Raw genomic sequence first — 18,458 nt, 5'->3', positions numbered from 1 at the left:
CGTGGGTCCCGCGCCGTGCGGCGCGCCCCGCCGCCGGAACCTCACCGGTCCGCCGTCAGGGCCTGACCGCCACCGGAGTGGGGGCCGCGGCGATCCGGCCCGTGCACAGACCCTTGGTGCGCAGCACCTTCGCGATGCCCGGAACGGCCTCCAGCGTGCTCGCCGACCAGTCGTGCAGGAGCATGATGCCGCCCGGCCGGAGCGTCGAGGCCGCCTGGACGATCTCGTCCGCCGTCGCGGCGGCCCAGTCCCGCGAGTCCACCGTCCACAGCACCTCGGTCAGCCCGAGCTCCCGCTGCTGGGCGCGCAGCCGGTCGTCGGTCGCGCCGTAGGGGGGACGGAACAGGGTCGGGGCCTCGCCGAGGATGCCGGTGAGGATCTCCTGCGTACGGGCGATCTCCTCGTACGACTCCGCCTCGGACAGCTGCGTCATGTCCGGGTGGCTGTAGGAGTGGTTGCCGATCCACATGCCCGCCGCCACTTGGGCGCGGACCAGGTCGGGGCGGGCCTCCGCGTTGGCGCCGGTGTTGAACATGGTCGCGCGCAGCCGGTTCGCGGTGAGCGCCTTCAGCAGCGCGGGCGTCGACTCGGCCGGGCCGTCGTCGAAAGTGAGGGCGACGTATCCGTTGCGGCAGCCGCCCCGGGCGTCGGGGGCCGCCTCGGCCGTGGTGGTGAGGGCGAAGGCCGCGAGGACGGCGCTCGCGGTCAGGCCGATCAGGGACAGCCGGTGCGGCTTCTTCATGACGTGCTCCAGTGCAGAGGGGAGAGGGGAGGCAGGGGAGGGATGAGGGAGGTACGGAGACGGAGGAGGCAAGGCGTGCGGCGCGGGCGAAGGCGAGGGGCCTCCCGGTGTCGTGCGGTCGCCGGGAGGCCCCTCGGACGTGCGTGCGGGTCAGGACGCCGTGCAGGTGCCGACGACCGGGTCGGCATTGCTGCCGTTCTTGTTCACCGTGAAGCCGAAGCTGGTCGAGGCTCCGGCGCCCAGCGAGCCGTTCCAGGAGACCGGGCGCACGGTCACGGTCTGGCCGCTCGTGGAGGCGGTGCCGTTCCAGGTGGCGGCGAGCTGCTGGCCCGAGGGGAGCGTCAGGGTGACCGTCCAGGCGCTGATCGCGGCGCTGCCCGCCTTGACCGTCACCTGGCCGTTGTAGCCGTTGCTCCAGTCCGCGGTGCGCGCGTATGTGGCGGTGCAGGCGCCGGTGCCGCCCCCGGGCGGGTCGCCGCCGCCGTCGTCGGGCGTGCCGCCGAGCGCGGCGATGACCGCGTGGTACGCCGGCTTCTTGTTGTAGTTGGCGTCGAACAGCAGCGGCGTGCCGCTGGCGCGCCACGAGTACTTGTCGGTGACGCCCCAGACGGTGATGCCGGTGCACTTGGTCACCGCGAGGCAGGCCTTGACGACATTGCTGTAGTTGGTGGCCTGCGCGGTGCCGGAGCCCTCGATGTCCAGCTCGGTGATCTGCACCTCGACGCCGAGGTCGGCGAAGCGCTGCAGGTTGGCCTGGTAGTCGGAGGGGACCGGGGACTGGCTGTTGAAGTGGGACTGGAAGCCGACGCAGTCGATCGGTACGCCGCGCGCCTTGAAGTCCTTGACCATGTTGTAGACGGCGTTGCTCTTCGCGTTGACGCCGTCGGTGTTGTAGTCGTTGTAGCAGAGCTTGGCCGCCGGGTCCGCGGCGCGTGCGGCGCGGAACGCCTCCTCGATGAAGCCGTTGCCCAGCTTGTCCTGGAACGGCGAGCTGCGGCGGGCGCCGCTGGTGCCGTCCTGGAACGCCTCGTTCACCACGTCCCAGCTGTGGATCTCGCCCTTCCAGTGACCCATCACCTGGTTGATGTGGTTGACCATGGCCGCGCGCAGATCCGTGGCGCTCAGGCTCCCGACCCAGCTGGGCAGCTGGGAGTGCCACACGAGGGTGTGGCCGCGGACCTTCATGTTCCGGGCCTGCGCGTGGTCGACGATGCGGTCGGCGGCGCTGAAGTTGAACGAGTTGCGGGACGGCTCCAGGGCGTCCCACTTCATCTCGTTCTCGGGCGTGACCTGGTCGAACTCGGTGTTGAGCGTGTTGACGTAGTCCGTCTCGCTCAGACGGTTCGCGGCGACGGCCGTACCGAAGTAGCGGCCCTTGGCGTTGGCCGCCGACGCGAGCGTCGTGGCGGCCTCGGCGGTCCCCGCGAGGGCGGTGACGCCGGCCATGGCGAGGAGGCTCGCCATGCCGACGCCCAGGGCTCTGCGAGCCCGGGTCGTATACGAACCCCGTGGTGTACTCATGCGCATGTCATCCCCTTCTGGGCGGCCGTCGCCGGTGGCGGGGCCTGAGTGGGAGGGTGGATGAAACCTCAGACGCGTTGCGAAAGTGCTTGTCGAAAGTTTCGGATGCATTTCCGAATGGCTCGGCCAGAAGGTACGGCCAGCTGGTCCCTTGGTCAACCACTTGCGCACGAATCGGCGTACGAACCGGGTGGGAAAAGTCCGTGGCGTCCGCCTGGTTGACGGTGTGGGGGGCGGCCAATAGCTTGGCGCAGCGCGTTTTCGAGATCTTCGAAACATTCGCATTCGCTTGGTATTCGCGGCCGTTCGGGCCGCCACACCCATGCAAGGAGTGCTCTTCGTGAAGGCTCTGCGCCTTGTCACGGCCGCCGCCGTGACCTCGTCTCTCGCCCTGTTGTCCCTCACCGCCGCGGGCCCGGCCGCCGGGGCGGAGGAGCCTGTTCCGTGGGACCGGTCGCTGCGGGAGCTCGCGGCCGACGACCGGCTGCGGGTGGGCACCGCCGTCGACATGAACGCCCTCGCCGAGGACGTGCCCTACCGCAGCATCGCCGGGTCGGAGTTCTCCTCGGTGACGCCGGAGAACGTCATGAAGTGGGACGCCCTGGAACCGCGGCGCGGCGAGCGCGACTACGCCGCGGCCGACCGGCTGGTCCGGTTCGCCGAGCAGCGCGGACAGAAGGTACGCGGCCACGTGCTCGTCTGGCACAGCCAGCTGCCGTCCTGGCTGACCCAGGGCGACTTCACCAAGGAGGAACTGCGCAGCATCCTGCGCCGGCACGTCACCGAGACCGTGCGGCACTTCAAGGGGCGCGTGTGGCACTGGGACGTGGTGAACGAGGCGTTCAACGAGGACGGGACGCTGCGGGAGAGCATCTGGCTGCGTGAGCTGGGGCCGGGCTACATCGCGGACGCGTTCCGCTGGGCGCACCAGGCCGATCCGCGGGCCAAGCTGTTCTACAACGACTACAACATCGAGTGGGCCGGCCCGAAGAGCGACGCCGTGCTGGACCTGGTGCGCACGCTGCGCGCCGAGGGCGTTCCGGTGCACGGGGTGGGCTTCCAGGGGCACTGGGGGATCCAGTACGGACTTCCCGGCGGCGTGGCTGAGAACTTCAAGCGGTTCGACGACCTGGGCGTGCAGACGGCCGTCACCGAGGCGGACGTCCGCATGATCATGCCGGCCGACGAGGAGAAGCTGGCCACGCAGGCCGAGGGCTACCGGCGGATGCTGGACGCCTGTCTGCGGGCGCGGCACTGCGTCTCGTTCACGGTGTGGGGCTTCACGGACAAGTACTCGTGGGTGCCGGGGACGTTCGAGGGCGAGGGCGCGGCGAACATCCTGGACGAGGACTACCAGGCGAAGCCCGCCTACCGCACCCTCCAGTCCACCCTGGCCGACTCGTCCCGCGCCACGCTGCGGTAACCGGCGGTCCCGCCTCGTGCGGGGTCTCGGGTCGGCGGGAGTCCCGCTTCGTGCGCGTCGCGGTGGAGGCCCGTCTCGGGCGGGGTTTTCGTGGCGGTGGTCTCCGTGTCGTACGCCGAGCCTCGCCCCGCGTCGAGGACCCACGCGCCCCGCGTGGAGGGCCCCGGCCCCGTGCGGCGACTTGCCCCGCAGGGTGGCAGCCCGGCGCGGCGGCTCACCCCGGCGCGGCGGCACCCCGACCCCCCGCCGTGCCCCCCGCCGCACCGGCCCTCCGGCCACCCGCGACCATCCGGCCGGGCAGGCGCGCCTTCGCGCCCTGCCCGGCCTTCGGCGTGCCCGGACGGGGGCGGTCGGTGCGGGGGAGCCGGGGTGACGGCGGGCGTGTCGCCCGGGGGAGGCCAGCCGGCGTGGGGCACCGTCCGCGGCGGGTGGGCCCGGTGCCGCGGTGACCGTTGGCGGTCCCGCGTGCCGTCGGCGGAAAGCGGAGGGCTCGGCGCGCGCCGGAACCCGCGAACGAGGGACCCGTTGGCCGGCTCCGCGGCAGCTCCCTCGCCTTCAACGCCCCCGAGGGGGAGTGCCCCGCCCGGCGGGACCCTTCACTCGCCCGGCGGCGCCGTGCTCTGCCGGACCACGAGGTTCGTCGCCAGCTCGATGCGCTGGGCCGCCTTGCCCGGGGTCTCCGGGCGCAGGAGCATGCGCGAGGCCTCCTCGGCCATCTGGAGGAGGGGCTGGTGCACCGTGGTCAGCGGGGGGCTCGACCACTGGGCCAGGGGGACGTCGTCGTAGCCCACGACCGACAATTGCCGGGGGACGCTCAGGCCCTTCAGCCGGGCCGCCTCCAGCACTCCCAGCGCCTGGAGGTCGCTGCCCGCGAAGATCGCCGTGGGGCGGTCGGGGCCGGTCAGGAGGTCCATGGCGTGCTCGAAGCCGCCCTGGACGTGGAAGTCGCCGTGGCGGACCAGGCGCGGGTCGATCGGCAGGCCCGCCATGGCCATGGCCGAGCGGTAGCCGTCCAGGCGGGCCAGCGAGCAGAGCATGTCCTCGGGGCCGGTGATGATCGCGACGCGCTCGTGCCCGTGGTCCGTGAGATGGCGGGTGGCCGCGAGACCCCCGGCCCAGTTCGCCGATCCGACCGACGGCACGTCCGGGTCGGGGTCGCCCGCCGGGTCGATGATGACGAAGGGGATCGCGCGCGAGCGCAGGCGGCGCTTGACGTCCTCGGGCAGCGAGGAGAAGACCAGGACCACGCCCAGGGGTCTGCGGCGCAGCACGCCCTCGATCCACTCCGGCGACGGCGCGTGCCGGGTGCCGCTCTCGGTGAGCACCACCGTGGCCCGGTTGGCCTTGGCGACGTTCTCCACGCCCCGGATGATCTCCATCGCCCACACGCTGTCCAGCTCGTGGAAGACCAGCTCGATGAGCGGCGACGGCGGCGCGCCCTGGGGCCGACGGCGGTAGCCGTGGAGCTCCAGCAGCCGCTCGACCTTGGCCCGGGTCGCGTTGGAGACATCCGAACGCCCGTTGAGGACCTTCGAAACTGTCGGGAGGGATATCCCGGCCTCTTTCGCCACCTCGGCCAGTGTCACCCGTGGGCTCACCTCGTCGTCTTCGTGCATGCACGCAGGATAGGCCACGAGTGTCGGGTAACGGTTTGGGCGAGTGCATGCACGACCGTTGACCGAAACTCGGATGTGACCCTACTGTCCCGAGGCATGGACTTTCGGCGATGATGCCGAAACTTTCGAAAGGCGAACGATGAAGACACGTGCGCGCTTGCCCAGACTGGTCGCCTCTGGTGCGACGCTCGCCATGGCCCTGAGCCTTGCGGCCTGTGGTGACGGTGACGGCGGGGCGTCGTCCGGTGACGGCAAGATCCATGTCCTGGTCTACGGGGACGCCAACAACAAGGTCGAACAGCAGATCATCGACAAGTTCAACAAGACCTCGAAGGTCAAGGCGGTCCTCGACACCATCCCCGGTGCGGACTACCAGCAGAAGCTGCAGACGATCATCAACACCCCGCAGGCCCCGGACATCTTCTTCAACTGGGGCGGCGGCAGCATCAAGCCGTTCGTCAAGGCCGACCTGCTGATGCCGCTGGACGACTTCATCAAGAAGGACCCGGGCCTCAAGGACAACTTCCTGCCGTCCGTCTTCAACACCGCCGTCGTCGACGACAAGGCGTACGGCATCCCGATGCGCGGCACCCAGCCCGTCCTCCTCTTCCACAACAAGAAGGTCCTCGACGAGGCGGGCGTCAAGCCGCCGACGACCTGGGACGAGCTGCTCGACGCGGTCAAGAAGCTGAAGGACGACGGCGTCACCCCGATCGCCCTGGGCGGCGGCGACCGCTGGCCGACCCAGATGTGGTTCCAGTACCTCTACGACCGCATCGCCGGTCCCGAGCTGTTCCAGCAGGCGCTGGACGGCAACAAGGAGGTCTGGGAGAGCCCGGAGAGCAAGAAGGCCCTGAGCATGATCCGCGAGCTGGTCGACGCGGGCGCCTTCGGCAAGAACTACGACTCCGTGAAGTACACGAACGGCGCCTCCCCGGCGCTGCTCGCCTCCGGCAAGGCCGGCTTCGAGCTGATGGGCTCCTGGTACTACTCCCAGCAGCAGAACGACGCCAAGGAGTTCGCGGAGAAGGACCTCGGCTACACCGCCTTCCCGGCCATCGAGGGCGGCAAGGGCGACCCGGCCAACGTCGCGGGCAACACGAACAACTACTACTCGGTGCTGAAGAAGACCAAGCACCCGGAGGCCGTCGCCGAGTTCCTGAAGCTCATGTACTCGGACGACTTCGTGAAGGCGCAGATGTCCATCGGCAACCTGCCCACCACCACGAACACGCCGAAGTTCTTCGACACCGCCGCCGACCCCGCGTACACCGAGTTCCAGTACGAGCTGGTCGAGAAGGCCCCGTCGTTCCAGCTGTCGTGGGACCAGGCGTACCCGCCGGCCGCGATCACGCCGATCCACCAGGCCATCCAGCAGTTCTTCAACGGCCAGATCGACGAGGACGGTTTCATCAAGGCCATGCAGGGCCTCCCGACCGAATGAACGGCTCATGACTCTCAAGATCACGAGCGCTCCCGCTGCCGCTGGGCCCCGCAAGGGCGCCCGGCGGCGGCCGGCCGGCGGCTCATCCGCAGTGAACGTGGGACGTCCCGGCTTCGCCTGGGCGCTGCCCGCCACCGTGTTCTTCGCCCTCTTCGCGATCGCCCCGCTGGTCATGGTGGCGGTGCTGTCCTTCATGACCTGGAACGGGCTCGGCTCGCCCGAGTTCGTCGGCATGGACAACTGGTCGCGTCTGCTGGACGACCCGGTGATGATCAACAGCATCTGGCTCACCCTGCTCCTGACCGTGCTCGGCGTGGCCATCCAGACGCCGCTGAGCATCGTCCTGGGCGTGTGGGCCGCCGGCTACCAGCGCAACCGGGCCGTGCTGTCGGTCATCTACTTCATCCCGCTCCTGCTGTCCGCGACCGCGGTGTCCGTGCTGTGGCGGGCGCTGCTCGACCCCAACTTCGGCATCCCCGGCCGGATGACCTGGCTGTTCGGCGACGGCAACCTGTTCGGTGAGCAGGCCACCGCCATCGGCGTGCTGGCGTTCGTGAGCACCTGGCAGTTCACGCCGTTCCACACGCTGATCTACCAGGGCGCCGCGCGGGCCATCCCGCAGGTGCTCTACCAGGCCGCGGAGATCGACGGCGCGGGCCGCTACCGGCAGTTCTTCCACATCACGCTGCCGCAGCTGCGCAACGCCATGATCACCTCCATGATCATGATGATCGTCGGCGGCCTGACCACGTTCGAGACGGTGCTGATCCTCACCCAGGGCGGACCGGGCACGGACACCACGATCAGCGCCTACTACATGTACGACAAGGCCTTCAAGGGATTCGACTTCGGCGCCGGCGCCGCCATCGCGCTCGCCCTGGTCGTCGCGGCCACCATCATCTCGCTCATCGTCGTCCGGGTCTCCGGCTACGACAAGATGCGCAGCTCCATGGAGGGTGTGTCATGAGGCGCCGCCCCAATTACCTGGCAGGCGCGGGGTCGATCGTCTGGCTGATCCTGGTCGGTCTGCCGCTGTACGTGATGCTCGCCGCCACGGTGCGCACCCGCGCGGACTACGCGCAGGACGGTCCGGTGTCCATCCCGGACACGTTCACGCTGGACAACTACCTGAACGCCTTCGACTCGGGCTTCGGGCGGTACTTCTTCAACACCATCGTCGTCACCGTCGCCGTGGTCGGCATCGTGCTGCTGCTGGTCCCGCCGCTGTCGTACGCGATCGTGCGCAGCCGCTCCAAGGTCACCTCGGCGGTCTTCCGGCTGTTCCTGCTCGGCCTCGCCATCCCGGCCCAGGCCGTGATCGTGCCGATGTTCTACCTCATCAGCGAGGCCGGGCTGTACGACAACCTGCTGGGCGTCATCCTGCCCACGGCGGCCTTCTGCCTCCCGATGTCGGCGCTCATCCTCAGCGGCGCGATGCGCGACATCTCCCCGGAGCTGTTCGAGGCCATGGCCATGGACGGCGCCACCCCCCGGCGGATGTTCTTCCAGCTCGTGGTGCCGCTGTCCCGCGGCGGCATGTCGACGATCGTCGTGTTCTCCGCCCTCCAGGCGTGGAACGGCTTCCTGTTCCCCCTCGTGCTGACCCAGTCCGACTCGACCAAGGTCATCACGCTGGGTCTCTACAACTTCCAGACCCAGTACGGCGTCGACATTCCCGGCCTGCTGGGAGCCGTCGTGCTGTCCATGACGCCTGTCCTGCTCGTTTATCTTTTCGCCCGCCGAGCCCTCGTCCAGGGCCTCATGGGCGTCGGAGGAAAGTGACCGCCAACGTGGCCGTTGAGACCACCCCCGAAGTCCCCCTCTGGAACGACCCCGCCCACTCGATCGCCACCAGAGTCGCCGCCCTCATCGAGGCGATGACCCTGGAGGAGAAGATCGCCCAGCTGTACGGCGTCTGGGTCGGCGCCTCCGACGAGGGCGGCGAAGTCGCGCCGCACCAGCACGACATGGAGGAGGCCGTCGACCTCGACGCCCTCCTGCCCGCCGGGCTGGGCCAGCTGACCCGGCCCTTCGGCACCGCCCCCGTCGACCCCGCCCTCGGCGCGCTGTCCCTGGCCCGCACCCAGGCCCGGATCGTCTCGGCGAACCGCTTCGGCATCCCCGCCGTCGCCCACGAGGAGTGCCTGGCCGGCTTCGCGACCTGGGGCGCCACCGCCTACCCGGTCCCGCTGTCCTGGGGCGCCACCTTCGACCCGGACCTGGTGCGCCGGATGGCCACCGCGATCGGCCGCGACATGCGCTCCCTCGGAGTGCACCAGGGCCTCGCCCCCGTCCTCGACGTGGTGCGCGACGCCCGCTGGGGCCGGGTCGAGGAGACCATCGGCGAGGACCCGTACCTCGTCGGCAGCGTCGCTACCGCCTATGTGCAGGGCCTGGAGTCCGCCGGCATCGTCGCCACCCTCAAGCACTTCGTCGGCTACTCCGCCTCCCGCGCCGGACGCAACCTCGCCCCCGTCTCGGTGGGCGCCCGCGAACGCGCCGACGTCCTGCTGCCGCCGTTCGAGATGGCCGTGCGCGAGGGCGGCGCCGAGTCCGTCATGCACTCCTACACGGACATCGACGGCGTCCCCACGGCGGCCGACGAGACGCTGCTGACCGGGCTTCTCCGGGACACCTGGGGCTTCGACGGCACCGTCGTGGCCGACTACTTCGGCATCGCCTTCCTCAAGACGCTGCACGGCGTCGCCGGGGACTGGGCCGAGGCCGCCGGCGCCGCGCTCAAGGCGGGCGTCGACATCGAACTGCCCACCGTCAAGACGTTCGGCCGGCCCCTCGCCGACGCCGTCCGCGAGGGCCGGGTGCCCGAGGAGCTCGTCGACCGCGCCCTGCGCCGGGTGCTCACCCAGAAGGCCCGGCTCGGCCTGCTCGACCCGGACTGGGACCCGGTGCCGCCCGCCCTCGTCGGCGCCGACCAGGACGACCCCGACGCCCTGCGCGGCCGGATCGACCTGGACACGCCGGAGAACCGCGAGCTGGCCCGCACGGTCGCCGAGGAGGCGGTCGTGCTGCTCAGCAACGACGGCACCCTCCCCCTGGAGCGCCCCCGCCGCATCGCGCTCATCGGCCCCAACGCCGACACGCCCACTGCCGCACTGGGCTGCTACTCCTTCCCGCTGCACGTCGGCGTCCACCACCCGCAGATCCCGGTCGGCCTCGAACTGCCCACGCTGCGCGACGCGCTGGCCCGGGAGTTCCCCGACGCCGAGCTGACCGTCGTCCGCGGCACCGGCATCGACGACAACGACGTCATCGGCATCCCCGAGGCCGTGCTCGCCGCCCGCGACGCCGACGTCGTCATCGCCGTGCTCGGCGACCGGGCGGGCCTGTTCGGGCGCGGCACCAGCGGCGAGGGCTGCGACGCCGAGTCGCTCGCCCTGCCCGGCGCCCAGCAGCAGCTCCTCGACGCCCTGCTCGACACCTCCACCCCGCTGGTGACGGTGCTGATCTCCGGACGCCCGTACGCCCTGGGCCGCGCCACGGCCGAGTCCGCCGCGATCGTGCAGTCCTTCTTCCCCGGCGTCGAGGGCACCACCGCCATCGCCGGGGTGCTCAGCGGGCGCACCAACCCCTCCGGACGGCTGCCGGTCAGCGTGCCCCGCGGACCGGGCGCCCAGCCGACGACCTACCTGGGCGCGCGGCTGGCGCAGCTCAGCGAGGTGTCCAACATCGACCCGACGCCCGCCTTCGGGTTCGGGCACGGCCTGTCGTACACGCGGTTCGACTGGAGCGACCTCTCCGTCGCCGCCGACGAGGCGCCCACGGACGGCGAGTTCCAGCTCGCGCTGACCGTGCGCAACACCGGCGAGCGCCACGGCACCGAGGTCGTCCAGCTCTACCTGCACGACCCGGTCGCGTCGCTGGTCCAGCCGGTGCAGCGGCTCATCGGCTACGCCCGCGTGCCGCTGGCGCCGGGCGAGGCCCGACGGGTGCAGGTGACGGTCCCGGCCGACCTCGCCTCCTTCACCGGCCGCGACGGACGGCGCGTGATCGAGCCGGGCGCGCTGGAACTGCGGCTGTCCGCCTCCAGCACCGACCCGCGCCTGGTCGCGAAGGTCGCCCTGACCGGCGACGAGCGGTACGTGGACCACACGCGCCGCTTCCACGCCGTCTTCACCCAGGAACCGGCGTAACGAACCGCCCGACGCCCCCGGCCGGACCACCCGGCCGGGGGCGTCGCGCTGCCGGGGCCACGCTCGGCGGCATGATCTGCGCGGCTTCCCGCCCGGCTCGGACGTAGGCTCCCCGGGGGGCGGCGGACGGGCCGCCCCGAAACCCCGGGGAGGACGTACATGCCGCTCACACTCGCCGACGTCCAGGACGCCGCCGCCCGTCTGAAGGGCGTCGTCCACCGCACGCCGGTGCTGCGCTCACGGACGCTGGACGCGCGGGTCGGCGCCGAGGTGTTCCTCAAGTGCGAGAACTTCCAGCGCGTCGGCGCCTTCAAGTTCCGCGGCGCCTACCACGCCGCCTCCCGGCTCGCCCCGGAGCAACTGGCCCGGGGCATCGCGGCCTACTCGTCCGGCAACCACGCCCAGGCCGTCGCGCTCGCCGCCCGCGAACTGGGGACCAGGGCGGTGATCGTCATGCCCGAGGACGCCCCCGCCGCCAAGCGGGCCGCCACCGCCGGGTACGGCGCGGAGATCGTCACGTACGACCGCTACACCGGCGACCGGGCGGCGATCGCCGAGGCCCTGGCCGCCGAGCGCGGGCTGACCGTCGTCCCGCCCTACGAGCATCCCCATGTGATCGCCGGGCAGGGCACGGCCGCGCTCGAACTGCTCGACGAGACGGGGGACCTGGACGCCCTGGTGGTCCCGGTCGGAGGGGGCGGGCTGATGGCCGGCAGCGCGACGGCGGCCAAGGCGCTGCACCCGGGAATCCGGATGATCGGCGTCGAGCCGGAGGCCGGGGACGACACCAGGCGGTCGCTGGCGGCGGGCCGCCGCGTCACCGTCCCGGTGCCGCACACCATTGCTGACGGGCAGGCACTGGACACCCCCGGTGAACTGACCTTCTCCGTGAACCGGCGGCTGGTCGACGAGATCGCGCTGGTCACCGACGACGAGATCCGGGCGGCGATGCGCTTCGCCTTCGAGCGGCTGAAGACCGTCACCGAGCCGAGCGGGGCCACCCCGCTGGCCGCCCTGCTCTCCGGCCGAGTGGAACGCCTCCCGCGTCGCGTGGGCGTGATCGTCTCCGGCGGCAATGTGGACGCGGAGCGCTTCGCGCTGCTGTGCGCGGGAGGGGTCGGCTGAGCGGGGGACTCGGGGCGGCATGATCGGCTCGGGGACCCGACCGACCCCGCGGACGCCGGCGCCTCGTGCGCCGAGCGGTGGCCCGCCGGGCCGGGCGGGCGGACGATGGAGTACGTGGGGCACGGCCCCCGCCGGCGGCGCTCCCGGTCGGTGGGAACGCCGGACGGAGACCGGCCCCGGCCGCTCGGTACGCGGCCGGAAAGGAGTGGGCGTCATGCTGGAGATCAAGACGCTCGACAAGCCGGACGAACGGCGCGACTTCCCGCGCGGGCACCTGGAGGCCGTCCACCTCTCGGGCCTCGACTTCGCGGTGGCCACCTTCGAGCCGGGCTGGCGGTGGTCGGAGTCCGTCGGCCCCATCGCGGGCACCGACTCCTGCCAGATCCACCACAACGGCTACGTCGTCCAGGGCCGGCTGCACATCCGCATGGACGACGGGGCCGAACAGGAGGTCGGCCCCGGCGACGTCTTCGTCTGCCCGCCCGGGCACGACGCCTGGGTCGTGGGCGACGAACAGTGCGTGGCCTACGACTTCGCGGGCAGCATGGCCCGGGAGTACGCCAAGTCGGACCAGTGAGCCCCTGCCGGGCGGACCGGCCGCGGCCCGCCCGGCGCTCACACCGGCAGCAGCCGCGCCACCAGATCACCGAGCTGCCGCGCGTTGCGGCACTCGTGCATCCCGACCAGCTCCGCGTACTGAGGCGCCGCGGAGTCGCCCGTGCCCCACAGGGCGCGCGGCTCCGGGTTCAGCCAGTGGACGCGGCGCGCCCGTTCGGCGACGCGCCGTACGGCGGGCAGGTTCGGGTCGCTCATGTTCGTCCGGGCGTCCCCCAGCACGAACACCGTCGTGCGCGGGCCCACCGCGTCGCCGTACCGCTCCGCGAACTCGCCCAGCGCCATGCCGTAGTCGCTGCTGCCGTGCCAGCCGGTGAGGGTGGCCTCCGCGCGGATGCGCGCACCCAGCCCTTCCGGGTCGGCGGCGCCGTGCACCAGCAGGCCGGTCACCTCGTCGATCCGGTTGACGAAGGCGAACACCCGTACCCGGGCGAACTGGTCGTGCAGCGCCTGCACCAGCAGCATCGTGAAGTCCGAGAACCCGGACACCGAGCCCGACACGTCGCACAGCAGCACCAGTTCGGGCCGCGCCGGGCGGCGCCGCCGCAGCACCGGCCGCATCGGCACCCCGCCCGTCGACAGCGAACCCCGCAGCGTGCGCCGCAGGTCGATGCTGCCCCGGGAGGCCCGGCGCCGGCGGGCGGCCAGCCGGGTCGCGAGCTTGCGCGCGAGGGGCTGCACGGTCCGCCGCAGCTCGGCCAGCCGGTCCTTCCCGGCGTACAGGAAGTCGACCCGGTCCGCGGTCGGGGCGACGGCCCGCCGGGCGATCTCCTCCCGCCCGCGCCGTTCGGCGACCCGGCGCCGCGCCTCCGCCGCCACCAGGCCCCGGAACACCTCCACGCGCCGCCGGATCTCGTCCTCGAGCAGCCGGTCGGCGAACCCCGGCCCGCCCTGCGCCCGGACGCCGTCGCGCACCCGCGCGATCAGCGTCTGCGGGCGCAGCCGGTCGAGAGTCTGGTGCGACGACCAGCCGCCCGAGCCCGGTGAACTCCCGTACCCGCCGAAGCCGTCCACGGCCTCCACCGCCAACCGGCCCAGCAGCGCGGTGTCGTTCGCGGCGAGGGCCCGTGCCAGCCGCTCGCGCAGTTCCTCCCGGTCGGCGGGGCCGCTTCGCGGATGGCCCACGCCCCGCGGGAAGTAGAGGTCGAAGACCGGGTCGAAAACCTGCCGCTGGCCGGCGGTGTGCAGCAGCGTCGCGGCCAGCCCCTCGCGCAGCAGCGTCCGGTCGGCGAATCCCAGCTCGGCCGCGGCCCGTGCCGCGTCCACCGTCTCGCCCGTGCCGACGCGCACCCCGTGCGCCCGCAGCGCGGCCACGAACTCCGTCAGCCGGGCGGCGACGGGGGAGTCCGGCGCGGTCACACGGCGTCCAGGTCGAGCTTGGCGGCGGCCTTCAGGACGTCGTCCTGGTGCTTGAGGACCACGCCGAGGCTGTCGCGCACCACCGTCTCGTCCAGCGTGCCGGCGCCGAGCGCGAGCAGGGTGCGCGCCCAGTCGACGGTCTCGGCGACCGACGGAGCCTTGCGCAGGTCCATCGCCCGCAGCGCCCTCACGACCCGCACCACCGACTCGGCCAGCACCGCGTCGATCTCCGGCACCTTCAGCCGGACGATCCGCCGCTCCAGCTCCTCCTCCGGGAACCCGATGTGCAGGAAGAGGCAGCGGCGGCGCAGCGCCTCGGACAGCTCGCGGCCGGCGTTGGAGGTGAGCACGACGAACGGGCGGCGCGTCGCACGGATCGTCCCCAGCTCCGGGACGGTGATCTGGAAGTCGCTGAGCACCTCCAGCAGCAGGCCCTCCACCTCGACGTCGGCCTTGTCGGTCTCGTCGATCAGCAGCACCTTGGGGTCGTCGCCCCGGATCGCGGTGAGCAGCGGACGGGGAAGCAGGAACTCCTCGCCGAAGACGTCGGTGCGGGTCTCCTCCCAGCTCTCGTCGCGCCCGGCGCTGATCCGCAGCAACTGCTTGGCGTGGTTCCACTCGTACAGGGCGCGCGACTCGTCGACGCCCTCGTAGCACTGCAGCCGGATCAGCCGCACGTCCGCGACCTCGGCGACGGCCTTGGCCAGCTCGGTCTTGCCGACCCCGGCCGGCCCCTCCACCAGCAGCGGCTTGCCGAGGCGGTCGGCGAGGAAGACGGTGGTGGCGACCGCCGGGGAGGGGAGATAGCCGGCCCCGGCGAGCCGGGCGGAGACATCGTCGACGGACGTGAAGAACAACCGGGCCTCCGGCGGTCGGCGCGCGACGAGGCGCGCAAGGGGCGGTCAGCCCTCCTATCTAAGCGCTTGTTCATCGCTGTTGTCAGTGGTCCCCGTCGATTGTCGGCGGCGCTCCTTAACCTTGGCCGCATGGGGATCTATCTGGTCGACGTCGGTGCGCGGGAGTGGTGCGACGCGACCGAGGACGGAATGGGCGAAGTGGCCGACGCCCTCGACGCCGAGCTGCGCGCGCGGGGCCTGCCGCCCTACGACGGCCTGCCGGAGCAGGCCGGTGTCGTGCGCGGCTCGGGGCTGCGGTTCGAGGAGAAGCTGATACCGCCCATGGACGGCTTCGCGGCCCTGTGCCGTTCCCGGCTGTCGCCGGCGGACGGGGACTTCATGGGCTCCTGGTCCATCCTCGTCCCGCTCCCGCTGGAAGAGGCGATACGGCTGCCCGTCCCCTCCGCCCACGACAACGAGACGGTGGTCGCCGGAGCGCCCCGGGTCCTCGCGCTCATGGAGCGGCTGGCCGCCGCCGTCGCCCTGCCCGTCGACGCGCTGCCCGCCGCCTGCGACAACCTCGATCTCACGATGTGGTTCCGGGAGGGCGGGGCGAGGAGGACCGCCGCCGCCCGGCCCGGCCCGTGGGCCGCCGACCTGGACGCGGCCTTCTACGTCGCGCTGTATCTGCGCGCCGCCCAGCACTCACTGCGGCGCGGCTGTCCCCTCGCCCACGTCTGACACCGACGCCGTCACCAGAACCACCTCCAGTGTGCGCGGACCGTGCACGCCCTCCACGCGGTCCAGCTCGATGTCGCTGGTCGCCGAGGGGCCGGAGATCCAGGTCTGCGGGCGGGCCGGATCCAGCCGGGGGAGAGCCTGCGGGACGGAGGAGACGACCTGGTCGGGAACCCGTACCACGCAGACGTGATGGTCGGGGACCAGGGTGATCCGGCGCCGGCCCTGGTCCGGGCCGCCGTCCAGGACGACGGTGCCGGTCTCGGCGACGGCCACCGCGCAGCCCGTCACCACGCTGTCCACCCGGTCCAGTTCGGCCGGCGAGCCGTCCGCGCGGTCGGGGACGAGCGTCGCGTCCACGCCCTCCAGCCAGTGCGCCGGCAGACCCGGCGGGACCAGCACGCTGCCCGAGCCGCGCCGAGTCAGCAACCGCGCCAGCAGCACGGGCAGTTCGGCGTCCGTGCAGCGGTGCACGATCGCCCGGTAGTCGGCCAGGTTCTCGGCCAGCAGATCCGCCGCCCGCTCGGGGCTCAGCCCGCCGTGCTCGTGCGCGTACGCGCGGCCGACCGCCTCCTCGTACGGGGTGCCGTCCGGCTCCACGTCGGCCAGCGCGCGCCGCACCCGGCCCAGAATCCGCTCCCTGCTGCTCACTTGCCGCCGTCCTTTCCGCCGTGCGTGCGCTGCCACCAGTCGCGGAACGGCTCCGCCGGCACCGGCGGCAGATCCCGGGTGCCGCTCCACGCCCGGCCGGGGCCCGGCAGGGTGCGCGGGTGCATCCGGCGGGTGCGCGACGCGATGCGCTGGCCGGAGCGCAGCAGCCCCGGACGGGTGAACGCCCACCGCACCGCCCGCATCGTCGCCCGCTCCATCGCATGGCCCTTGGCCGGCTTCAGCACGGCCTTGTTGCCCTCGCGGATCACCTCCCCGCCCTGCGCCACCCGCTCCCGCAGATGCACCAGCACCTCGGGGATGTCGATGGCGACGGGACACACCTCGTAGCAGGCGCCGCACAGCGAGGAGGCGTACGGCAGCGAGGCGTCGATCTCGCTGCCGGTGCCCCGCAGCTGAGGGCTCAGGATGGCGCCGATCGGGCCCGGATAGACCGAGCCGTAGGCGTGGCCGCCCGCACGCTCGTACACCGGGCACACGTTCAGGCACGCCGAGCAGCGGATGCAGCGCAGCGCCTGCCGGCCCACCTCGTCGGCGAGGGTGTCGGTGCGGCCGTTGTCCAGCAGCACCAGATGGAACGCGCGGGGCCCGTCACCGTCCGTGGTGCCGGTCCACGTCGAGGTGTACGGGTTCATGCGCTCGGCCGTCGAGGAGCGGGGCAGGGTCTGCAGGAACACCTCCAGGTCCCGCCAGGTCGGCACGATCTTCTCGATGCCGACGACCGAGATCAGCGTCTCGGGCAGGGTCAGGCACATCCGGCCGTTGCCCTCGGACTCCACGACCACCAGCGTGCCCGTCTCGGCGACCATGAAGTTGGCGCCCGAGACGCCGACCTTCGCCCGCAGGAACTTCTCCCGCAGGTGCAGCCGGGCCGCCTCGGCGAGTTCGGCGGGCGTGTCGGTGAGACCCTCGGGGGCCGGGCGGCCCCACTCGCCCATCTCGGAGCGGAAGATGTCCCGGATCTCGCCCCGGTTGCGGTGGATCGCCGGGACCAGGATGTGCGAGGGCCGGTCCTTGCCCAACTGCACGATCAGCTCGGCCAGATCGGTCTCGTAGGCGTGGATGCCCGCCTCCAGGAGGGCCTCGTTCAGCCCGATCTCCTGCGTGGCCATCGACTTGACCTTCACGACCTCCGACTCGCCGGTCGCCCGGACCAGTTCGGTCACGATCCGGTTGGCCTCGTCGGCGTCGGCGGCCCAGTGCACCACGCCGCCCGCCGCGGTCACCGCCTCCTCCAACTGCACCAGATAGCGGTCCAGATGGCGCAGCGTGTGATCCTTGATCCGCTTGCCCGCCTCCCGCAGCTGCGCCCAGTCCGTCACCTCGGCCACGGCCGCCGCCCGCTTGGCGCGGATGGTGTGGGTGGCATGGCGCAGATTGCCGCGCAGCGTCTCGTCGTGGACCGCCTCGCGCGCGGCCTTCGGGAAGGCCGGCATCCCTACGAACGTCCCGCTCATACGGCCGGCTCCTCCTCCGTGCTCGCCAGGATCTCCGCGATGTGCACCGGCCGCATCCCGGTGCGCAGCCGCGTCATGGTGCCGCCGATGTGCATCAAACAGGAGTTGTCGGCGGCGCACAGCACCTCGGCGCCCGTCGACTCGGCGGCGCGCACCTTGTCGGCGCCCATCGCCGCCGAGACGTCGGCGTTCTTCAGCGAGAACGTGCCGCCGAAACCGCAGCACTCCTCCGCCCCCGGCAGCTCCACCAGCTCCAGCCCCTTCACGGCCTCCAGCAACCGCCGCGGCCGGTCCCCGAGCCCGAGGCCGCGCAACCCGTGACAGGTCGGGTGGTACGTCACCGTGTGCGGGTAGTACGCGCCGACGTCCGTCACCCCCAGCACGTCCACCAGGAACTCCGTCAGCTCGAACGTCTTCGGCACCACCGGCGCCAGCGTCGCCGCCAGCGCGTCCCCCCGGCCCTCGGCCCTGGCCCGCTCGCCCATCCGCGGATACAGCTCCCGCACCATCGCCGCACACGAACCGGACGGCGTGACGATCGCCTCGTACCCGCCGAACACCTCGGCGTAGTTGCGTGCCATCGGCTCCGTCTCGTGCCGGTAGCCGGTGTTGTAGTGCGCCTGGCCGCAGCACGTCTGGGCCATCGGGAAGTCGACCTCCACGCCCAGCCGGTTCAGCAGCGTCACCACGGCGCGCCCCGTGTCCGGGTAGAGCGTGTCGTTGACGCAGGTCAGGAACAGGGCGACACGCATCGCGGCTCCT

16 protein-coding genes are annotated in these 18,458 nt (G+C 72.1%); 8 read left to right on the top strand and 8 right to left on the bottom strand.

Going from position 1 to position 18,458, the window contains the following annotated elements; genetic code table 11:
* Positions 1–55 precede the first annotated feature (55 nt).
* Complete coding sequence (locus ABZY13_RS10685) at positions 56–742, bottom strand: polysaccharide deacetylase family protein (protein WP_356628966.1); 687 nt, start codon at positions 740–742, stop codon at positions 56–58.
* A 150-nt stretch (positions 743–892) separates the two neighbouring features.
* Positions 893–2,263, bottom strand: coding sequence for an endo-1,4-beta-xylanase (locus ABZY13_RS10680; protein ID WP_356628964.1), 1,371 nt, complete (start codon positions 2,261–2,263; stop codon positions 893–895).
* Positions 2,264–2,603: 340 nt separating this feature from the next.
* On the opposite strand from ABZY13_RS10680, the gene ABZY13_RS10675 reads away from it, so the two are divergent.
* Positions 2,604–3,686 carry an endo-1,4-beta-xylanase gene (locus tag ABZY13_RS10675; protein ID WP_356628962.1) on the top strand — a complete coding sequence of 361 codons (1,083 nt, stop codon included), beginning with the start codon at positions 2,604–2,606 and terminating at the stop codon, positions 3,684–3,686.
* A 596-nt stretch (positions 3,687–4,282) separates the two neighbouring features.
* Here the strand turns inward: ABZY13_RS10675 and ABZY13_RS10670 are convergent.
* A complete protein-coding gene (locus tag ABZY13_RS10670; RefSeq protein WP_356628960.1) occupies positions 4,283–5,302 on the bottom strand; it encodes a LacI family DNA-binding transcriptional regulator in 1,020 nt (339 codons plus the stop codon).
* A gap of 139 nt (positions 5,303–5,441) precedes the next feature.
* Between ABZY13_RS10670 and ABZY13_RS10665 the strand changes: the two genes are divergently transcribed.
* From ABZY13_RS10665 to ABZY13_RS10640, 6 genes are all read left to right on the top strand, one after another.
* Complete coding sequence (locus ABZY13_RS10665; RefSeq protein WP_356628958.1) at positions 5,442–6,746, top strand: extracellular solute-binding protein; 1,305 nt, start codon at positions 5,442–5,444, stop codon at positions 6,744–6,746.
* Between the two features lie 7 nt (positions 6,747–6,753).
* Positions 6,754–7,713 (top strand): sugar ABC transporter permease, encoded by a 960-nt coding sequence (locus ABZY13_RS10660; protein WP_356628956.1) that lies wholly within the window; start codon positions 6,754–6,756, stop codon positions 7,711–7,713.
* On the top strand, positions 7,710–8,528 hold the full coding sequence (locus tag ABZY13_RS10655; RefSeq protein ID WP_356628954.1) for a carbohydrate ABC transporter permease: 819 nt from the start codon (positions 7,710–7,712) through the stop codon (positions 8,526–8,528). The genes ABZY13_RS10660 and ABZY13_RS10655 overlap by 4 nt, the downstream gene beginning before the upstream one ends.
* The gene (locus ABZY13_RS10650; RefSeq protein WP_356628952.1) at positions 8,525–10,897 is read left to right on the top strand and encodes a glycoside hydrolase family 3 N-terminal domain-containing protein; all 2,373 of its coding nucleotides are present in this window, start codon (positions 8,525–8,527) and stop codon (positions 10,895–10,897) included. The genes ABZY13_RS10655 and ABZY13_RS10650 overlap by 4 nt, the downstream gene beginning before the upstream one ends.
* A gap of 159 nt (positions 10,898–11,056) precedes the next feature.
* Positions 11,057–12,022, top strand: coding sequence for a threo-3-hydroxy-L-aspartate ammonia-lyase (locus ABZY13_RS10645; protein WP_356628950.1), 966 nt, complete (start codon positions 11,057–11,059; stop codon positions 12,020–12,022).
* A gap of 214 nt (positions 12,023–12,236) precedes the next feature.
* Positions 12,237–12,599, top strand: a complete 363-nt coding sequence (locus ABZY13_RS10640) for a cupin domain-containing protein (RefSeq protein ID WP_356628948.1) — start codon at positions 12,237–12,239, stop codon at positions 12,597–12,599.
* A 38-nt stretch (positions 12,600–12,637) separates the two neighbouring features.
* Here ABZY13_RS10640 and ABZY13_RS10635 read toward each other — a convergent pair whose 3' ends face one another.
* Both ABZY13_RS10635 and ABZY13_RS10630 read right to left on the bottom strand, forming a co-directional pair.
* The gene (locus ABZY13_RS10635) at positions 12,638–13,996 is read right to left on the bottom strand and encodes a VWA domain-containing protein (protein ID WP_356628946.1); all 1,359 of its coding nucleotides are present in this window, start codon (positions 13,994–13,996) and stop codon (positions 12,638–12,640) included.
* Positions 13,993–14,853: a MoxR family ATPase gene (locus ABZY13_RS10630; protein ID WP_356628944.1), complete on the bottom strand. Its 861-nt coding sequence runs from the start codon at positions 14,851–14,853 to the stop codon at positions 13,993–13,995. Before ABZY13_RS10630 ends, ABZY13_RS10635 begins: the two co-directional genes overlap by 4 nt.
* A 129-nt stretch (positions 14,854–14,982) precedes the next feature.
* Here ABZY13_RS10630 and ABZY13_RS10625 point away from each other — a divergent pair, with 129 nt between their 5' ends.
* A complete protein-coding gene (locus tag ABZY13_RS10625; protein WP_356628942.1) occupies positions 14,983–15,573 on the top strand; it encodes a hypothetical protein in 591 nt (196 codons plus the stop codon).
* On the opposite strand, the gene ABZY13_RS10620 is transcribed toward ABZY13_RS10625, so the two are convergent.
* Genes ABZY13_RS10620 through ABZY13_RS10610 form a run of 3 tightly spaced genes read right to left on the bottom strand, consistent with a single transcriptional unit; the run spans position 15,538 to position 18,448 of the window.
* Complete coding sequence (locus tag ABZY13_RS10620; protein ID WP_356628940.1) at positions 15,538–16,221, bottom strand: LUD domain-containing protein; 684 nt, start codon at positions 16,219–16,221, stop codon at positions 15,538–15,540. The genes ABZY13_RS10625 and ABZY13_RS10620 overlap by 36 nt on opposite strands.
* Complete coding sequence (locus ABZY13_RS10615; RefSeq protein WP_356628938.1) at positions 16,218–17,696, bottom strand: lactate utilization protein B; 1,479 nt, start codon at positions 17,694–17,696, stop codon at positions 16,218–16,220. Before ABZY13_RS10615 ends, ABZY13_RS10620 begins: the two co-directional genes overlap by 4 nt.
* Positions 17,693–18,448, bottom strand: coding sequence for a (Fe-S)-binding protein (locus ABZY13_RS10610; protein ID WP_356628936.1), 756 nt, complete (start codon positions 18,446–18,448; stop codon positions 17,693–17,695). Before ABZY13_RS10610 ends, ABZY13_RS10615 begins: the two co-directional genes overlap by 4 nt.
* Positions 18,449–18,458: the final 10 nt, after the last annotated feature.

The organism is Streptomyces sp. NPDC006610, from assembly GCF_040611575.1.
GTDB lineage: Bacteria > Actinomycetota > Actinomycetes > Streptomycetales > Streptomycetaceae > Streptomyces.
The sequence above is the reverse complement of the archived record's forward strand: the minus strand, read 5'-3'. Positions and strand labels throughout refer to the sequence as shown.

Coding starts and splice junctions, on each gene's coding strand:
- ABZY13_RS10625 (WP_356628942.1), top strand. CDS start 14,983: ATGGGGATCTATCTGGTCGACGTCGGTGCGCGGGAGTGGTGCGACGCG.
- ABZY13_RS10680 (WP_356628964.1), bottom strand. CDS start 2,263: ATGAGTACACCACGGGGTTCGTATACGACCCGGGCTCGCAGAGCCCTG.
- ABZY13_RS10645 (WP_356628950.1), top strand. CDS start 11,057: ATGCCGCTCACACTCGCCGACGTCCAGGACGCCGCCGCCCGTCTGAAG.
- ABZY13_RS10610 (WP_356628936.1), bottom strand. CDS start 18,448: ATGCGTGTCGCCCTGTTCCTGACCTGCGTCAACGACACGCTCTACCCG.
- ABZY13_RS10660 (WP_356628956.1), top strand. CDS start 6,754: ATGACTCTCAAGATCACGAGCGCTCCCGCTGCCGCTGGGCCCCGCAAG.
- ABZY13_RS10615 (WP_356628938.1), bottom strand. CDS start 17,696: ATGAGCGGGACGTTCGTAGGGATGCCGGCCTTCCCGAAGGCCGCGCGC.
- ABZY13_RS10640 (WP_356628948.1), top strand. CDS start 12,237: ATGCTGGAGATCAAGACGCTCGACAAGCCGGACGAACGGCGCGACTTC.
- ABZY13_RS10685 (WP_356628966.1), bottom strand. CDS start 742: ATGAAGAAGCCGCACCGGCTGTCCCTGATCGGCCTGACCGCGAGCGCC.
- ABZY13_RS10665 (WP_356628958.1), top strand. CDS start 5,442: ATGAAGACACGTGCGCGCTTGCCCAGACTGGTCGCCTCTGGTGCGACG.
- ABZY13_RS10655 (WP_356628954.1), top strand. CDS start 7,710: ATGAGGCGCCGCCCCAATTACCTGGCAGGCGCGGGGTCGATCGTCTGG.
- ABZY13_RS10670 (WP_356628960.1), bottom strand. CDS start 5,302: ATGCACGAAGACGACGAGGTGAGCCCACGGGTGACACTGGCCGAGGTG.